A 17,993-nucleotide genomic window follows, 5' to 3' on the forward strand; every position below is an offset into this window, starting at 1 on the left:
CCTTTGGTCCATCACCGAAGCAAGGAGCGGAGCCGCCACGATCTGTTAAAGTCCGTGGTGAGTGGGTTTTTCACAACGGACTTGTGGCGAGTGGAGCCATTGCTAAAAGGTCAAAGCTAGTTTTGTCACAAGCTCAAAACGCAGAGAGAAACTGCCGCAATAAAAAAGGGTGGTCTTGCCTTTGGTCCATCACCGAAGCAAGGAGCGGAGCCGCCACGATCTGTTAAAGTCCGTGGTGAGTGGGTTTTTCACAACGGACTTGTGGCGAGTGGAGCCATTTGCTAAAAGGTCAAAGCTAGTTTTGTCTCAAGCCCAGAACGCAGAGAGAAACCGCCGCAATAAAAAAGGGTGGTTTTCCCTTTGGGCGATCTCCAGTGCAAAGCGTTGAGGTGATTCTAACGAGCTGACATAAGAAAAGCCGCTATGCGGTTTTTCTTATGAGCGTGGAAGCAGGAACAGCAGGCTTTTTCCGATAATCGGGAGGCGCAGCAGCTCCTCGCGCTTAATTAAACCGAGGCGCAGCATCAGCAAGGTGTAGAAGAGGGAGAGGAGCGCGATCATCACGAGCGTATCGGCGATAAGGGGCAGTGTGAAAAATGATTGGTTCTTCAGGAACAGGCCAAGCATGGCCGTCGTTACAATTAGAAAAACAGATTTGATGAACATTTTCGTTTCAATCGTAAAGCTGATCGTTTTCACGACGGAAGCAAAGTGAAGCAGGGTGACAAGCACCATGCCGATCACGACAGCAAGCGCCGCTCCCATAATTCCGAGAGCCGGCTGTGAAGCGAGAGCGAAGATCGCGGCTATTTTGATCACGGCGCCGAACAGGCTGTTCATCATCGCCGCCTTTGCAAGGTTCAACGCCTGCAACGTCGCCTGAAGCGGACCCTGAAAGTAAAGAAAGATGGTGAACGGGGCCATCAGCTTTACGTATGTCGCCACGGTAGGCGCATTGTACATTAAAGACATAATCGGCTCTGCCAGTACATAGAGGACGACGACAGCCATCCCCCCGGACAATAACGCAAGCCGCAATGCCTGATTGAGGCGGTAGTGAATCGTTTTGTAATGCTTGCGGGCGGAAGCTTCACTAATTGCCGGGACGAGCGAGACCGATAACGAACTTGTAATGAATGTTGGCAGCAGGAGAAGAGGAATGACAAAGCCAGCCAGCTCTCCATATTGCTTCGTTGCCAGTACGGTCGTAACGCCGGCCAAAGCCAAACTTTGCGCGACGACGATGGGCTCAAAGAAGAGAGAAAGCGAGCCGATTAAGCGGCTTCCCGTCGTCGGCAAGGCGATCGAGAGCAGATCGTGCAGGGTATGCCGCCCCTCCTTTACATAGCTGAAAAAGCGGCGGCGGACACGAAAGGACTTATTCCGTTTAAACAAGATGATCATATAAACGAGGGAAGCCAACTCGCCAAACACGACTGAGATCATCGCCCCGGCGGCCGCGTACTCCACTCCTAATGGAAGGAAGGCGCTCGTCATTACCGCGACGAGGGTGATGCGGACGACCTGCTCCAGCACTTGAGAATACGCGGTAGGCTTCATATTCTGCTTCCCTTGAAAATAGCCGCGCATGATCGAGGATAAAGCGACAATGGGAACAATTGGCGAGATTGCAATCAGCGGATAATAGGCTCTTTCATCCGTTAACAGCGTATGGGCGACGAAGGGAGCAAAGCCGATCATTGCCGCAGTAAAGACAAGGCTTAACACACTGGTAATCGCCAAGGAAACGACTAAAATCCGTTTGATCCGTGCTTGATCATTTTTTGCTTCAGCTTCGGCGACCAGTTTGGAGATCGCGACTGGAAGTCCCAATTGCGTAATGGTAATAACGAGAAGAAGTGTCGGCACAGCCATCATATAAAGGCCGACTCCTTCCGCTCCCATGATTCTCGCTACGACAATTCTGTTCACGAAGCCGAGAAATTTAGTGATCAGCCCTGCTATGATAAGAATCAGCGTTCCTTTCAGAAAGGTTTGCTTCGTCATGAACAGCCCTACTTTCATAAAAAATGATGGATATTTTCTGCTATTATCTATATGCTTAGTAGTGGGCCAAGCATGACAGAGAATCATAGAGAGAGGGCGAAGAATTTTGTCTGATGATATGAGGGAATTTCTCGTGCAAACGTTCAGTTTCTTGCCTGCCGAGCTCGTTGTTTTGCTCATTTCGGCGATGCCGATTTTAGAGCTGCGCGGCGGGATCATTGTGGCGCATCAGCTTGGACTCTCGTATGTTGAAGCCTTGCTGTACGGTATCGTTGGAAATGTTTTGCCAATCATCCCGATTTTAGTGCTGTTTCGCCCGGTCAGCTCATGGATGCTGCGTTTTGGCGGCTATCAGCGCTTCTATCATTGGCTCTATGATCGCACGATGAAAAAAAGTGACAATGTCGAGAAGTTTGGGGCGCTCGGCTTAGTTTTGTTCACTGCGGTGCCGTTGCCGACGACGGGAGCTTATTCCGCTTGTTTAGCGGCAATTCTATTTTTTATCCCGCTTCAGTCTGCATTTTTGGCGATTTTTGCAGGGGTCGTTATCGTCGGCTTCGGAGTGACGAGCGTGATGTATACGATTTTCTAAAAGGAGGCGGATGATGCATGAAGGAGAAACAGCAATTTGAATTGTGGCGCGAAGATGTAGAACCGGCCCTGATTAGTAAATTAGATGAATTTCATTTTCTCGGGTATGAGCGCGTGACGGTAGAAGAGATCTGGGAATGCGTATTGTACCAGCTTCGCAAACAAAAGGAATTTCTTCATTTACATGCGTTTGTCAATCAATTGATGACATTGAAGCCGCAAACCTACATGAACTGGCTCACGCTAAAATCGTATCAGGAGCCTACTGATTGGTTCGCGGAATATGAAGCGGAAAAATAGACGAATTTTCAAAATCTTAGTGAGAAAATTGACTGCTATTTCGATAAAAAGCTATAATGGCACTATTGCATATTGATGTTTATAGCGATGCTGGAAGTTTGCAGTTGGTAAGACCTGGCGCCAACCGGCGCCAGGGATATGAAGGAGGCAGAAAAGGAACATGGTTAAAAAAGGGCGGATTGTCGCTTTTTTTGTGATTGTCGCTATTCTTGCTGGCATTATCGGGCAAACAGCGATGGGAATTACAAAAGAAATTAAACTGGGACTCGATCTGCAGGGCGGATTTGAGATCCTTTATGAAGTAAAAAATGCCGAGGGTACGGAGGAAGAGATTACCGATGAAACGTTGCGGGCGACGGTAAGTGCGCTCAATCAACGGGTCAATGTGCTCGGGGTTTCAGAGCCTAATATCCGGATCGAAGGGGAAGACCGGATTCGCGTCCAGCTCGCTGGTGTAGAAGATCAGCAAACGGCGCGAGAACTGCTGGCTACGGAAGCGGATTTAACGATTCGTGATGTTCATGATAATGTACTCGTCGATGGAAGCGATTTGCGGCAAAATGGGGCAAGCGCCTCTTTCCGCGCGGATACAAATGAGCCGATTGTCACGTTGACGTTATCCGATGCGAGAAAGATGGAGGAAATTACCCGTGATATGCTGTCACGTCCTGCTTCGGAGAATCTGCTTGTCATCTGGCTTGATTTTGAGGAAGGGGTCGACTCCTATGCTAATGAAGCTGGCAAGCCTGATCCGAAATATTTGTCAGCTGCTGTCGTTCATGAGGTCATTCCATCTAATACAGCGACAATTTCAGGAAGCTTTACGGTCGAAGAGACGCAGTTTCTAGCCGAGGTGCTGAATGCGGGCTCGCTACCTGTGCAGCTTGAGGAGCTTTACAATAACTCTGTCGGTGCTTCACTGGGTGAGCAGGCGATGGAAAAAACAGTCTTTGCCGGATTTATCGGCATTGCCTTAATTTTTGTTTACATGCTGTTCTATTACCGCTTTATGGGTATGATCGCTATTATTACATTGACAACATACATTTATCTCGTTTTGCTAATCTTTAATTGGATGAACGCTGTCTTAACGCTTCCAGGGATTGCTGCGTTAATTCTCGGGGTCGGGATGGCTGTTGATGCCAATATTATTACGTATGAACGGGTAAAAGAAGAGATCAGAGCAGGGAAATCGATCATGTCTGCCTTTAAGGCGGGAAGCCGACGTTCCTTGTCGACGATTCTTGATGCCAATATTACAACGATTTTAGCAGCGGCTGTACTGTTCTCTTATGGGACAAGCTCGGTGCAGGGCTTTGCTGTCATGTTGATCGTCAGTATTCTGACAAGCTTTATAACAGCGGTATACGGCTCACGGGTGCTGCTTGGTTTATGGGTGAACAGCCGTGCTTTAAATAAAAAGTACCGCTTGTTTGGTGTAAAGGAAGGTGAAATAAATGAGCTTTAATTTCCAAGAAAAAAACATCGACTTCGTCAAACACCGGAAAAAGTTTTTTATTTTTTCTTCCGTCTTTACCCTTATTGGATTGATTCTGCTGTTGACAATGGGATTGAATCTCGGAATTGATTTTAAAAGTGGTTCACGCGTAGAGGTCCCGGTTGCTTCTCCGGAGACGGTCACAGCTGAGGTGATTACCGAAGAATTTGCCAGTATCGGCGCCGGCTACGCGCCGGATGACATTACGTTTGCCGATAATAACCGGATTGCCAGTGTCGGGTTTATCGGCGTGCTCGGCCCTGATGAGATTTCAGAGATTCAAACTCATTTTCTGGAAACGACCGGATCGGAGCCGAATGTTAGCACTGTCTCGCCTACGGTTGGACAGGAGCTGGCGCGCAACGCCTTAATCTCAGTACTCATTGCTTCGGTCGGGATCATTATTTATGTGACGATCCGCTTTGAATTACTGTACGGAATCGCAGCAATTGTCGCTTTATTACATGACGCCTTTTTCATTATTGCCGTGTTCAGTTTGCTGCAAATTGAGGTGAATGTACCGTTTATTGCAGCGGTGCTGACGATTGTCGGTTATTCGATCAATGATACGATTGTGACCTTTGACCGGATTCGGGAAAATATGAAGCTTGCGAAACGGGTGAAAGGGTTCGACGATTTGGCTGAGATCGTCAACAAAAGTCTGGTACAGACGCTGGCCCGTTCCATCAACACCGTGCTGACCGTCGTGTTCGCCGCTGCGGCTATCTTTATTTTCGGTGGGGAAGCGATTCGCTCGTTTGCGTTGGCGCTGTTAATCGGGCTTGTCGCCGGAACGTATTCGTCCATGTTCCTTGCTTCACAGCTGTGGCTGATTTGGAAATCAAAGCAGCTTGCGAAAAAGAAATTTCAACCAGCGAAGCAGCCGGAAAGCGAACCGACTGTGTAAAGCTTGGCTTGAGAAAGGGGAGAAACACCCCTTTTATCTCAAGTGCCGGGGGGTGTGTCAATAGGAGTGTTTCTCCTTTTGCCACACCTCTTTTGTCGTTGGCGGCATACAAAAAGGGTGAATGACGGGTGTAAATAATGGTAAACTTAAAAGGACAGCATTCATCAAATAACAACAAAGTGGGTGTTGAAGTGACGGAAGCAGATATACGTTATAAAAAGGTCCGTTTTGCCGCCTGGGTCGGGATTGTCGGCAATGTGATTCTGGCAATCATCAAAGCCGTTGCCGGTATTATGGCGAACAGTCGTGCTTTAGTCGCCGATGCTGTTCACTCAGCCTCAGACGTCGTTGGTTCGGTCGTCGTGCTGATCGGCGTCCGGGCAGCGAAATTACCTCCTGATCAGGATCATCCATATGGACATGGAAAAGCAGAATCTGTTGCGGCGATTATTGTCTCGGTGCTGCTGTTTCTAGTTGGGTTTGAAATTGCCCTGAGCGCGGGACGATCGTTCTTTGAGCCGGTCGAGGTCCCGAAAGTGCTGGCGATTTACGCCGTTCTCTTTTCTATTTTGGCAAAAGAGCTGATGTTTCGTTATAAATATCATTTGGGTAAAAAGTATAAAAGCGATGCTTTAATGACGGATGCCTGGCATCATCGTTCAGATGTCTTTTCTTCGATTGCCGCCTTAATTGGGATCGGAGCTGCCCTGCTCGGAGACTATTTGCAAATCTCCTGGCTCGTTTACGGGGATGCGGCAGCGAGTGCTTTTGTCGCTTTTTTAATTGGAAAGATGGCCTGGAGCCTTGGCAAACAGTCCATTCACAATGCGCTTGACCATGTGCTTCATGAGGAAGATACGGTTGAGATGAAGCGTGCCGCCAGCAACGTGGACGGCGTACTGAATATTGATGAATTTTTCGCGCGGGAGCACGGCCATTACGTCATCATTGATATTAAAGTCGCTGTGAATCCTGACATCACTGTCGAAGAAGGCCATACTATCGGCAAAAGAGTGAAGGAACGTCTGCTTGAGGAAAAGTATGTGCAGGATGTGCTTGTTCATATTAATCCATATAAAGAGAAATAAGAAGGGAGGAGCAGGTTGATGAAAGGACAATCAGGACTTATATTTGGATTGCTTGCCGCTATTATTATTGCTGTGTTTGCGGTGATTAATGTCGATGGAGTCAGAGTCAATTATCTGTTTGGAACAGCAGAATGGCCGCTCATTCTTGTTATTTTAGGCTCTGTTTTCATGGGTGCGATTATTGCCGGCGCGCTGGGAATGGTACGGATTTACCGTTTGCAGGCTGAATTGCGCCGCCTGCGGGCGGGCACCACAAATGCCGGACTTAACGAAACCCTGCCGGAAGAACAGACGGATGGAGCGCTTGAAGTGAAGGGCAACTTTAAGGATGAATCGCCAAAGACGCGGGCCCAATACAGAAAAGAAACGAACCAGTAAATAATTCCTCTAACCGCTTGCTGCATCGGCGCTCAGCCGCCGCGGCAGCCGGGTTGAGTTTGTCATTGTCACCCCTGGATTGCTCCTGTATAATAGGAAGGTCGAGGGGTGTTATTTTATGCTAAAGCCTAAGGCTAGATGGAAAATAAAAGAGCAGCATTCAGATCGAATTGATGAGCTCGTTGAACAGTTGCACATATCGCCGTTAGTCGCGACATTGCTCGTTCATCGCGGCCTGGAGACGGTTGACACAGCAAAGCGTTTCCTTTTTAAAGAGGAAATGAGCTATCATGACCCTTTTTTGCTTGATGGAATGGAGCAGGCTGTGACCCGGATCAAGGCGGCGATTGCCGATAAAGAGAAAATCCTTATTTTTGGTGACTATGATGCTGATGGTGTGAGCAGTACGGCGTTGATGTACAACGCGCTGACGTCATTATCGGCAGAGGTCGATTACTACATACCAAATCGTTTTACAGAAGGGTACGGGCCCAATGAGCCGGCGATCAGACGGGCGAAAGAGGATGGCTACGGGCTGATTGTTACGGTTGATACCGGAATTGCCGCATTACAGGTGGCTGAGGTTGCCAAGGAAATCGGTCTTGATTTCATTATTACGGATCACCATGAAGCGCCTCCTGTTCTCCCCGACGCCTATGCGATTGTTAATCCAAAAAAGCCGGGCTGTCCGTATCCGTTTAAAGGACTGGCCGGAGTAGGTGTCGCCTTTAAAGTTGCCCATGCCCTGCTCGGGCGGCTGCCGGCTGAATGGCTCGATATCGCCGTAATAGGCACGATTGCCGACCTGGTGCCGCTTGTTGATGAAAACAGGCTGCTCGTCATGGAAGGGCTGCATGCTTTACAGGCAACCGATAAGCCGGGATTAATTGCCTTAAAGAAAAAATGTGGCATTCAGGATCAGGTTCAGGCTGATCATGTCGGATTTGGCATCGGTCCGCGTATTAACGCCGCCGGTCGGCTCGATTCTGCTGATCCGGCTGTCGAACTACTGTTAACAGCAAGCGAAGAAGAAGCGGAGCTGTTGGCGACGGAAATCGACGGTTTGAACCGCGAGCGGCAGACCGTTGTTGCCTCAATCACTGAAGAAGCGATTGCCGTCGTTGAAAGGCAGTTCCCGCCTGATGATAATGATGTCTTGATTATTGCCGGCGAGGGCTGGAACGCAGGAGTGATTGGAATCGTTGCTTCACGGTTGGTCGAGCGCTTTTACCGGCCGACGATTGTCCTGAGCCTCGATTCGGAGAAAGGACTGGCTAAGGGCTCGGCCCGCAGCATAGTCGGCTTTGATATGTTTAAAGAACTTTCGAAAAGCCGCGACATTTTACCACATTTCGGCGGACATCCGATGGCGGCCGGTTTAACGATGAAAATAGACGATGTTGATACGTTGCGCACCCGCCTTTGCGCTCAGGCGAAAGAGGTGCTCTCGCCGGAGGACTTCAAGCCGCTGACGACGATTGATATTGTTGCTGGAATTGAAGATATTTCCGTAGCGGTCATTCAGCAGCTGGATAAGCTCGCACCGTTCGGTGTCGAGAATCCGAAGCCGAAGGTGATGCTTGAGGATGTGCACATTCAGGAAATGAGAAGAATCGGTGCCGAGGCCAATCATTTAAAAATCAGCTTTGCTCAGGGTGGCGCCCAGCTGGAAGGTATCGGCTTTCAATGCGGTTATTTGCATGATGAGATGACCAATCAGGCGAAAGTATCTGCTGTCGGCACGCTGTCTGTCAATGAATGGAATGGTCATGTGAAGCCGCAGCTCGTGCTGGAGGATATCGCGATAAAAGACTGGCAGCTCTTCGATTGGCGCAGTGTCCAGAAGGAACGGCTGGCGGATAAACTGCTGGCTCTTCCGGCTGACAGGCGAATTCTTGTGACATTTAAGCGTGACACACCGTCAAAGCTCAAGCTGACTGGGGAAGACGTATATGATGCAACGGAAGGTTCGCTGCCAGCCTGCGCCGAACGCTTTCTTGTTTTGCTTGATGTGCCGCAATCACGGGATCAGCTAAGACAGCTGCTCATCCAGCATGGAAAGCCGAGCCGGATTTATACGGTATTCTTTCAGGATAGCGATTCATTCTTTACAACCCAGCCGAATCGTGAACAATTTAAGTGGTATTATGCGTTTCTCGCCAAACGAAAAACGTTCGATTTAACGAAACATAGTCAGGAGCTGGCCGGCTATAAGGGCTGGTCAAGGCATACGATCGACTTTATGACAAAGGTGTTTGCCGAGCTTGGATTTGTTACGGTGACCGATGGGATCGTTACCGTCGCCGCAAATCCGGAGAAAAAAAGCCTCGAGGCCTCAGAGACGTTCAGGCAGAAGCAGGAAGAGGCCGAGATCGAAAATGAGCTTGTCTATTCTTCCTATGAAGAGCTGAGACAGTGGTTTGCAGAAACATTGATGCAGGAGAAGGAAGAACAGCATGAGCTGACAGAGCATTTCTAATTAAGAGAGCACCAGGATGAACGGCTTTGGACGATAGAAGTAAGTAAGAAGAACTGACCCCGAAAAAGAAGAGAGCAAGGAGACGGTATATATGGATTTCAAAAAGCATATCACGATTGTTGAAGATTACCCGAAGGAAGGAATCCGTTTTAAGGATATTACGACCTTAATGCAAAATGGTCCTGTCTATAAGGCAGCGATTGACGAAATGGCGTCATTTGCCCGCAACAAGCAGGTCGATGTGATCGTCGGACCCGAAGCGCGCGGCTTTGTCGTCGGCTGTCCAATGGCCGTCGCCCTTGAAGTCGGCTTCGTTCCTGTCCGTAAAGCCGGTAAACTGCCGCGTGATGTGATTTCCGTTGATTACGGACTTGAATACGGAAAAGATCAGCTAACGATTCACGCTGATTCGATTCAAAAAGGGCAGCGCGTCCTGATTGCCGATGATTTACTGGCAACGGGAGGCACGATTGAAGCGACGATCAAGCTCGTGGAACAGCTTGGCGGGATCGTTGTCGGCATTGCCTTTTTGATTGAGCTTGGCTATCTTGATGGAAGAGAGCGTCTGGATAAGTACGATCTATATTCGTTAATGACGTTTCAATAAGACCGAAGCAGAAATAGATTTTTTTCAGGGCTGTCTCGAAGGGTTTGCGGTTTAACCCGGCGGGACAGCCTTTTTCTGCGGTCTTGATGAGGATAAGCGGACCGCACTGCTAGAATTTGGCTGAATTAGCATGTCTCTATCGACAATTTTCGTTCTTTCCCCTTTACATACAGCGAAAACTTACCCATAATATAAGGAAATATTGAATCGTAAATAGGTGATTCCATGACGATAGATCAAGTGTTGGAAAAAGCGAGTCTTTACTTGAATGAGGAAGATGTCGCTTTTTTACGAAAGGCTTATGAATATGCGGAGAAGGCCCATGAAGGACAATACCGGAAATCGGGAGAGCCTTATATTTTACATCCGATTCAGGTGGCGGGCATCATTGTCGGGCTTGAGCTCGATCCAAACACGGTAGCGGCAGCCTTTCTTCATGACGTCGTAGAAGATACGGACGTCACCGTCGAAGAAATTACAGAGAGCTTTAATGACCAGGTCGCGATGCTCGTTGACGGCGTGACCAAGTTGAAAAAGTTTAAATATAAATCCAAGGAAGAGCAGCAGGCGGAAAACCATCGGAAAATGCTGATTGCGATGGCCAAGGACATCCGCGTCATCCTGATTAAACTGGCGGACAGGCTGCACAATATGAGAACGTTGAAATTTATGCCGCCTGAAAAGCAGCGCGTCACGTCGAATGAAACGCTGGAAATATTCGCGCCGCTCGCCCACCGTCTCGGGATTTCGACGATCAAGTGGGAATTGGAGGACATCGCCCTTCGCTATCTGGATCCGCAGCAGTATTATCGGATCGTCAATTTAATGAAGCGCAAACGGGCGGAGCGCGAGGAGTATTTATCAGGAGTGATGGATAAGATCGCCGATCATTTAACAGATGTCAATGTCGAAGCGGAATTATCAGGTCGCCCGAAGCATATTTACAGCATCTATCGAAAAATGGTATTGCAAAACAAGCAGTTTAATGAAATCTATGATCTGCTCGCTGTGCGAATTATCGTCAAAAGCATCAAGGACTGCTATGCCGTGCTCGGGGTTATCCATACGTGCTGGAAGCCGATGCCTGGCCGGTTCAAAGACTATATCGCGATGCCGAAGGCCAACATGTATCAATCGCTGCACACGACCGTTGTCGGCCCTCACGGCGATCCGCTCGAGGTGCAAATCCGAACGGAAGAAATGCACCGCATCGCTGAGTTCGGGGTGGCGGCACACTGGGCTTACAAGGAAGGCAAAACGGTCTCTCCCAATAAAAATACATTTGAAGATAAGCTGAACTGGTTCCGCGATGTGATTGAGCAGACCGAGACGAATGATGCCCAGGAATTTATGGAATCGCTCAAGCTTGATCTTTTTTCGGATATGGTGTTCGTTTTCTCGCCAAAGGGAGATGTTGTCGAGCTGCCGGCAGGCTCTGTTCCGCTTGATTTCGCCTATCGCATTCACAGTGAAATCGGCAACCGCTGTATCGGAGCCAAGGTGAACGGAAAAATGGTTCCGCTCGACCATAAGCTGAAAACAGGCGACATTGTCGAGATCCTGACTTCAAAGCATTCCTACGGACCGAGTCAGGATTGGTTGAAGATTACGAAATCATCGCATGCGAAAAACAAAATAAAGCAGTGGTTTAAAAAAGAACGCAGAGAAGAGAATGTGGAAAAAGGCCGGGAGATGATTGAAAAGGAAATCAAGGCGCTTGATTTTGAGCCGAAGGAAGTGCTGACTGCCGAAGCGATTCAAGAGGTGGCCAACAAGTTCAGCTTTGCCGGTGAAGAAGATATGTTTGCCGCAGTCGGCTACGGTGGCATCAGCGTCAAGCAAATTGTCAACCGCCTGACGGAGAAGCTCCGCAAGCAACTCGATCAGGAGCAGGATGACCAGTCATTGGCCGAGGCGTTATCAGATGTGCAGACGACGTACCGTCCGAAGAAAAAAGTAAACTCGGGCGTCACCGTCAAAGGTGTCGATAATCTGCTGATACGGCTGTCACGCTGCTGTACGCCCGTACCCGGTGATGACATTATCGGGTACATTACGAAAGGACGCGGTGTCTCGATACATCGCGCCGACTGTCCGAACGTGCAACATGAGGAGGTAAAAGGCCGTCTGCTTCCGGTGGAATGGGAAGGAACGACCGAACAAAACAAGTCCTATAATGTGGATATTGAGATTACAGGCTATGACCGTAACGGTCTTTTAAATGAAGTGCTCCACGCAGTGACGGATTCGCGCACGATCATCAATGCTGTTTCCGGGCGTTCCGATCACCGGCAGAAGCTGGCGATGATTCATATGTCAATTTCAATTCGAAATATCGACCATCTTCATAAGGTCGTCGAGAAAATTAAGCAGCTTCAGGATATTTATTCCGTCCGGCGCGTGATGCATTAAAGGAATGAGAGGATTGGTAAGATGAAGGTTGTGCTGCAACGGACGAAGCAGGCCTCTGTTGAAGTGAACAATGAAGTGGTCGGCAGCATAGAGGCCGGGCTGACCCTTCTCGTTGGGATCACCCACGAAGATACGAATGACGATGCTGATTATTTAGCGGAGAAAATTGCTCATTTGCGGATTTTTGAGGATGAAAACGGGAAAATGAACCATTCTATTTTGGAGGCCGGCGGACAAATTTTGTCCGTGTCTCAATTTACGCTGTACGGCGATTGCCGGAAGGGGAGAAGACCTAATTTCATGGAAGCGGCCAAGCCGGAGCAGGCCGAGCCGCTTTATCAGTATTTCAACAATGCTCTCAGGCAGCGCGGGCTTCATGTCGAGACGGGAAGCTTCGGAGCAATGATGAATGTCGCGCTCGTCAATGATGGACCGGTGACGTTAATTCTCGAAAGCAGATAACTACGAAGCTGATGAAAAAGTGCTTTCATTTTTAAGTTACGAAAAAGGAAGTTTTTCAGTGACTCCATAAAGACGTACCTTTCGTCTGTTCGCTATGTAAGATTTTTGCTGTTATTGGCTATGATAATAGAAAAAGTCAAGAAGAGGGTGAATGGACGTGCGGGCGAATCACCGTCAACAAATGCATGGCAGTCAGAGGCATTCGATTTTTTCAATTGATTATCACAGCTTTCTTGATCAAGAAGCACAGGCCAGTCATCTCGAACTGGCAAACGAATTCGGCTTATCATTACGAGAAGTACAGCTTCTCAAAAAGAAATTGAACCGTAATTAAGCTATTGACAGCGATCCCGAAGATCCGTATGATTGTTATGAACTTATATGTAAAACCATTCCGAAGACGAGGCATGTCGTTAAGAGAACAGGTAGTAAAGAGAGGAGAGGCCGTGGCTGAAAGCCTTCCCTATCTGCTTAGTGATGAACACCTTTGAGGAGTTTTTCTGAACGGGTACTAGTAGGAAAAGACGTAGGCAGGCGTTAACTGTGTAAAGTGGGAGCCGCTTGGCTCCAATTAGGGTGGCACCACGGGTATAACTCTCGTCCCTGATGATTAATCATCGGGGATGGGAGTTTTTTTAGATTTATAAGAAAAGCCACTGCGCGGTTTTCTTAAAAGGAGGAAGTCAATGAGCATTCAAATTCCACGGGGAACCCAGGATATTCTCCCCGGTGAAGTAGAAATTTGGCAGTATATTGAGGCGACGGCAAAGGAAGTGTGCCGGCAGTATAATTATCACGAAATCCGGACGCCAATCTTTGAACATACGGATTTATTTCAGCGCGGAGTCGGCGATACGACTGATATTGTTCAAAAAGAAATGTACACATTTGAAGATCGGGGCGGGAGAAGCATTACGTTGCGCCCTGAAGGAACGGCTGCCGTTGTCCGTTCCTATGTCGAGAAAAAGCTGTACGGTCAGGCGAATCAGCCGACGAAGCTTTTTTATCAGGGGCCAATGTTCCGCTATGAACGCCCACAGGCCGGACGGATGAGACAATTTGTCCAGTTTGGCGTCGAGGCGCTTGGAAGTGCCGATCCGGCGATTGATGCTGAAGTGCTGGCGCTTGTGATGAGCATTTACGCCAAGCTTGGGTTGAAGAATGTCAAGCTCGTCATTAACAGTCTTGGAGATCAGGAAAGCCGTCAGGCGCATCGCCAGGCACTCGTTGATCATTTCAAGCCGAGCATTGCGGAATTTTGCAGTGACTGTCAGGAACGGTTGGAGAAAAACCCGCTTCGCATTCTGGACTGTAAAAAGGACCGCGAACATCCGCTGATGGGGACGGCGCCATCGATTCTTGATTACTTAAATGAGGAATCGCAAAGCTATTTTACACAGGTGAAAGCGTATCTTGATGCGCTCGACATTCCGTACGTCGTTGATCCGACGCTCGTCCGCGGTCTTGATTATTACTACCATACAGCGTTTGAAGTGATGATCGACGGCGAAGGCTTCGGCGCGATTACGACAATTTGTGGAGGCGGACGTTATACAGGGCTTGTCGAGGATATCGGCGGACCGTCGACCCCGGGAATCGGTTTTGCTTTTAGTATCGAGCGTGTCATTATGGCCTTGAAGGCACAGGAAGTTCCGTTGCCTGTCAGCACGGAGCTGGACTGCTATTTGATCTCTCTGGGAGAAAAGGCTAAAGCCAAAACGGTTGAGCTGCTTTATCAGCTCCGTGCTGCCGGTATTTCAAGCGACAAAGATTACCTCGACAAAAAAATGAAAGCCCAGCTGAAGGCCGCTGATCGCCTTAACGCCCGTTATACGGCGATTCTCGGCGATGATGAACTGGAGAAAGGCTTGATTGTTGTCAAGCAGATGGAGTCAGGTGAACAAGAGGAAGTCGAACTCGAATCCTTTATTCAATATATGAAACAGCATACACAGGGAGGCAATTAAGATGATTGGAAGAACACATCATTGTGGCGAGCTTCGCCCCGAGCATGTAGGTGAAAAGGTTCAGCTGAAAGGCTGGGTTCAAACGAGACGTGATTTAGGTCAGGTGATTTTTCTTGATGTCCGTGACCGTTCCGGCATTGTCCAGGTCGTGTTCAGTCCAGAAGTGGACAAGGGTGCCCTTGAAACAGCCGAGCGTATCCGCAGCGAGTATGTCATTGATATTGAAGGGACTGTCGTTGAGCGTGATCCAAATACAGTCAATGAGAAAATCGCGACAGGCACGATCGAAGTTCAGGCTCATAAGGTGGAAATTCTTAATGCCGCCAAAGCGCTCCCGTTTCAAATTGAAGCTGATACAGACGCTTCAGAGGATGTCCGCTTGAAGTATCGTTATCTCGACCTGCGTCGCCCTGACATGCAGGAGACATTCAAGCTGCGTCATAAAGCGACGAAGCTGATTCGTGACTTTTTGGATGAAGCCGCCTTTATGGAAATCGAAACGCCGATGCTGACGAAGAGCACGCCTGAAGGGGCGCGTGATTATTTAGTACCAAGCCGGGTTCATCACGGCAAATTTTACGCATTGCCGCAATCACCGCAACTGTTCAAGCAATTGCTGATGGTTTCCGGATTTGAGCGTTATTATCAAATTGTCCGCTGCTTCCGCGATGAAGATTTGCGCGCCGACCGCCAGCCGGAATTTACTCAGGTCGATATTGAGACATCCTTCATGGACAAAGAAGATTTGCTGGCGATGACCGAGCAGATGATGGCCCGCATTCTTAAGGAAACAAAGAATGTCGAGCTGACATTGCCGTTCCCGCGTTTAACATATGAAGAAGCGATGAACCGTTTTGGTTCGGACAAGCCGGATCTGCGCTTTGGAATGGAGCTTATTGAGCTGTCCGAGATCGTCAAGGATTCTCCGTTTAAAGTATTTCAGGGGGCACTTGCCGCCGGCGGCATCGTGAAAGGCCTCAATCTTAAAGGAGGAGCAGACAAGCTGTCACGGAAAGAGATTGATGCATTAACCGATTTCGTGAAACAATATGGAGCAAAAGGGCTTGCCTGGCTCAAGGTCGAAGAAGACGGCCTGAAAGGACCGATTGCCAAGTTCTTTGAAGGAGAACTTGAACAGGCTCTGCGTGAAGCGATGGGCGCTGAACCGGGAGATCTTTTATTCTTTGGGGCAGATAAAAAGCAGGTTGTATTTGACAGCTTAGGTGCGCTTCGTTTAAAATTCGGCAAGCAGTTTGATCTAATTGATTCCTCACAATTCAATTTCCTCTGGGTCGTTGATTTCCCATTGGTTGAGTATGATGAAGAAGCAAAACGCTATGTCGCTCTGCATCATCCGTTCACAAGTCCGAAGAAGGAGGATCTCGAACTGCTGGCGAGCGATCCGGACAGCGTACGCGCTGATGCCTACGATTTAGTCTTGAACGGCTATGAGCTTGGCGGAGGATCACAGCGGATTTACAAGCGCGACATTCAGGAGCAAATGTTTAAAGCGCTCGGTTTCTCAGAGGAAGAAGCACGGGAGCAATTCGGCTTCCTTCTAAATGCTTTTGAATATGGAACACCACCGCATGGTGGAATTGCGCTCGGTCTCGACCGTTTAATTATGCTGCTTGCCGGGCGGACGAATTTACGTGATACGATTGCCTTCCCGAAAACAGCAAGCGCGAGCTGTCTCTTAACTGAGGCACCTGGTGAAGTAAGCGTCGAACAATTGATTGACTTAAACTTATCGGTGATCGGCCAAAAGGCAGAGAAGGTCAACGTATAAAGGAAATAAAAAGAAGGCTGTGCGCCCGGGCTGCTTTAACGCAGCTCAGGTCGCTCAGCCTTTAATTGTTGATAAGCTTGAACGAGCTGTTTTGGATCTTCTTTAATATAAAAGGTACGCACGCCCTGGCTTGTGTGCAAATAGAGAAAGCCAAATGCACCTTTGTCCGGCTTTTTGCGAAACGAAATATCAAAAATGGAGGTCAGCGGAAACGTATCATTTTTGACGGTGATCTGATCCTCAAATAATTTCATATCAAAAGATGTTTCAACAATGCGCTTTTCGGTCCAGCCAATTTCCTGCCGGACTTCGATGCAACGCTGGATGGCAAGAAGAGTCATAAGTCACCAGTTTCCTTTCTTAAAGTATAGGCTATCTATCACTTTACCATAGGATCGAAAATCGACCAAATGATTCATTTATGGAAAATTCTGAAATTATGTTATTGAGCCTTGTATATGAGAAGGCGAGCACGAGCTGTTCAAATTAGCAGAGTATGTGAAACCTATTCGAGTGTAGCATGTCAATGATTTCAACTACGTATATCTACACCATAAAAAATTATATGTTAGAACCAGCATAGAAATATTCATCTAAAAACTCGACAAATTTCCTAACCGCTATATAACTTTTGGCTTCGTCAGAGCCATAAATCCATGTATGGCGCTTTATGGTAGAGTTTTGCTTATTAAGAAGAGGAGCATAGATTAGCTCAGTATTATTTTTAAGAGGTAAATCTGGTAAGATGGCGTATCCTAATCCCGACTTAACCATTTCCACGCAAGTTTCACTGCTATCGACTTCCATAACGATATTAGGAGGTTCATTGAAATTTTCCTTCCACCACTCATCAATTAGTGACTTTAAAGAAGGATTAGTTTTAAAATTAATTCTTGGTAATTGTAATAACTCTGAAAATACTATAGGGAACTTTGAAACTAAGGACACATTTTCGCTAGATATACATCTTTTATAATGGTTCCATTCTATATCTTCTCTTAAAATAACGAGGTGAACATGGTTGCTTGCTAAATTTCTCATTAAATCAGAACTGAAACCGGTAATAATTGATACTGTAACTTCAGGATACTTCTTTAAAAACTTCGAGAGCACCTCCGGTAATAAATATTTTGATATAGCACTAGTTGCTCCGATATGTAAAGTGCCGGTCACTTTATCATCAAGAGAACTAATTTTTTCATTAAGTTCCTCCAAATTTTTGACAAATTGCTTTGCGTATTTAATAACCAATTCACCTTGAAGGGTAGGATGAAGACCTAGATTATTTCTATAGAATAGTTTTGTATTAAAAAAGCTTTCTATCTTTTTTATCCTGTATGTTAGAGCTGGTTGAGTCGTATAGAGATCAACGGCTAATTTTGAAATGCTTCGTTCCTTATCAATTTGGGTTAAGATCAGCCAATCTTTATCGTCCATAATCCCCCTCCTCCTAAAAAGAATATTATCACTACTAATTCAATAGGGAAATACCCTGGTGTTTTTCCCAT

General features: G+C 47.6%; 16 protein-coding genes and 1 other annotated feature. Of the genes, 13 read left to right on the plus strand and 3 right to left on the minus strand.

What is annotated here, in order from left to right:
• Nucleotides 1-435 precede the first annotated feature (435 nt).
• On the minus strand, nucleotides 436-2,007 hold the full coding sequence (gene spoVB, locus M3212_RS15995) for a stage V sporulation protein B (RefSeq protein ID WP_251194981.1): 1,572 nt from the start codon (nucleotides 2,005-2,007) through the stop codon (nucleotides 436-438).
• Nucleotides 2,008-2,113: 106 nt separating this feature from the next.
• Here spoVB and M3212_RS16000 point away from each other — a divergent pair, with 106 nt between their 5' ends.
• The 13 genes from M3212_RS16000 to aspS all read left to right on the plus strand — a co-directional run bounded on the left by M3212_RS16000 (nucleotide 2,114) and on the right by aspS (nucleotide 16,485).
• Nucleotides 2,114-2,599, plus strand: a complete 486-nt coding sequence (locus tag M3212_RS16000) for a COG2426 family protein (RefSeq protein WP_251194982.1) — start codon at nucleotides 2,114-2,116, stop codon at nucleotides 2,597-2,599.
• Between the two features lie 17 nt (nucleotides 2,600-2,616).
• Nucleotides 2,617-2,898 carry a post-transcriptional regulator gene (locus M3212_RS16005; RefSeq protein ID WP_251194983.1) on the plus strand — a complete coding sequence of 94 codons (282 nt, stop codon included), beginning with the start codon at nucleotides 2,617-2,619 and terminating at the stop codon, nucleotides 2,896-2,898.
• 160 nt (nucleotides 2,899-3,058) lie between these two features.
• Nucleotides 3,059-4,366 (plus strand): protein translocase subunit SecD, encoded by a 1,308-nt coding sequence (gene secD, locus M3212_RS16010; protein WP_251194984.1) that lies wholly within the window; start codon nucleotides 3,059-3,061, stop codon nucleotides 4,364-4,366.
• Complete coding sequence (gene secF / locus M3212_RS16015) at nucleotides 4,356-5,303, plus strand: protein translocase subunit SecF (RefSeq protein WP_251194985.1); 948 nt, start codon at nucleotides 4,356-4,358, stop codon at nucleotides 5,301-5,303. The genes secD and secF overlap by 11 nt, the downstream gene beginning before the upstream one ends.
• A 137-nt stretch (nucleotides 5,304-5,440) precedes the next feature.
• A complete protein-coding gene (locus M3212_RS16020) occupies nucleotides 5,441-6,391 on the plus strand; it encodes a cation diffusion facilitator family transporter (RefSeq protein ID WP_251194986.1) in 951 nt (316 codons plus the stop codon).
• 18 nt (nucleotides 6,392-6,409) lie between these two features.
• Complete coding sequence (locus M3212_RS16025; RefSeq protein ID WP_251194987.1) at nucleotides 6,410-6,769, plus strand: LapA family protein; 360 nt, start codon at nucleotides 6,410-6,412, stop codon at nucleotides 6,767-6,769.
• Nucleotides 6,770-6,887: 118 nt separating this feature from the next.
• Nucleotides 6,888-9,248, plus strand: coding sequence for a single-stranded-DNA-specific exonuclease RecJ (recJ, locus tag M3212_RS16030; RefSeq protein ID WP_251194988.1), 2,361 nt, complete (start codon nucleotides 6,888-6,890; stop codon nucleotides 9,246-9,248).
• A gap of 91 nt (nucleotides 9,249-9,339) precedes the next feature.
• Nucleotides 9,340-9,855, plus strand: coding sequence for an adenine phosphoribosyltransferase (locus tag M3212_RS16035; RefSeq protein WP_251194989.1), 516 nt, complete (start codon nucleotides 9,340-9,342; stop codon nucleotides 9,853-9,855).
• Between the two features lie 225 nt (nucleotides 9,856-10,080).
• Entirely contained in the window at nucleotides 10,081-12,267 is a 2,187-nt protein-coding gene (locus tag M3212_RS16040) for a RelA/SpoT family protein (RefSeq protein ID WP_251194990.1), read from the plus strand.
• A gap of 21 nt (nucleotides 12,268-12,288) precedes the next feature.
• Nucleotides 12,289-12,729 (plus strand): D-aminoacyl-tRNA deacylase, encoded by a 441-nt coding sequence (dtd, locus tag M3212_RS16045; RefSeq protein ID WP_251194991.1) that lies wholly within the window; start codon nucleotides 12,289-12,291, stop codon nucleotides 12,727-12,729.
• A gap of 151 nt (nucleotides 12,730-12,880) precedes the next feature.
• The gene (locus M3212_RS16050; protein ID WP_251194992.1) at nucleotides 12,881-13,063 is read left to right on the plus strand and encodes a hypothetical protein; all 183 of its coding nucleotides are present in this window, start codon (nucleotides 12,881-12,883) and stop codon (nucleotides 13,061-13,063) included.
• A 54-nt stretch (nucleotides 13,064-13,117) separates the two neighbouring features.
• Nucleotides 13,118-13,337 (plus strand) — a binding site (T-box leader).
• A 78-nt stretch (nucleotides 13,338-13,415) separates the two neighbouring features.
• On the plus strand, nucleotides 13,416-14,696 hold the full coding sequence (gene hisS / locus M3212_RS16055) for a histidine--tRNA ligase (protein WP_251194993.1): 1,281 nt from the start codon (nucleotides 13,416-13,418) through the stop codon (nucleotides 14,694-14,696).
• Nucleotide 14,697: 1 nt separating this feature from the next.
• Nucleotides 14,698-16,485 carry an aspartate--tRNA ligase gene (gene aspS / locus M3212_RS16060; protein ID WP_251194994.1) on the plus strand — a complete coding sequence of 596 codons (1,788 nt, stop codon included), beginning with the start codon at nucleotides 14,698-14,700 and terminating at the stop codon, nucleotides 16,483-16,485.
• A 35-nt stretch (nucleotides 16,486-16,520) separates the two neighbouring features.
• On the opposite strand, the gene M3212_RS16065 is transcribed toward aspS, so the two are convergent.
• Nucleotides 16,521-16,826 carry a hypothetical protein gene (locus M3212_RS16065; protein ID WP_251194995.1) on the minus strand — a complete coding sequence of 102 codons (306 nt, stop codon included), beginning with the start codon at nucleotides 16,824-16,826 and terminating at the stop codon, nucleotides 16,521-16,523.
• Between the two features lie 220 nt (nucleotides 16,827-17,046).
• Nucleotides 17,047-17,922, minus strand: coding sequence for a LysR family transcriptional regulator (locus tag M3212_RS16070; protein ID WP_251194996.1), 876 nt, complete (start codon nucleotides 17,920-17,922; stop codon nucleotides 17,047-17,049).
• Nucleotides 17,923-17,993 lie beyond the last annotated feature (71 nt).

The organism is Halalkalibacter oceani (assembly GCF_023715705.1).
Lineage (GTDB): Bacteria > Bacillota > Bacilli > Bacillales > Bacillaceae_D > Halalkalibacter > Halalkalibacter oceani_A.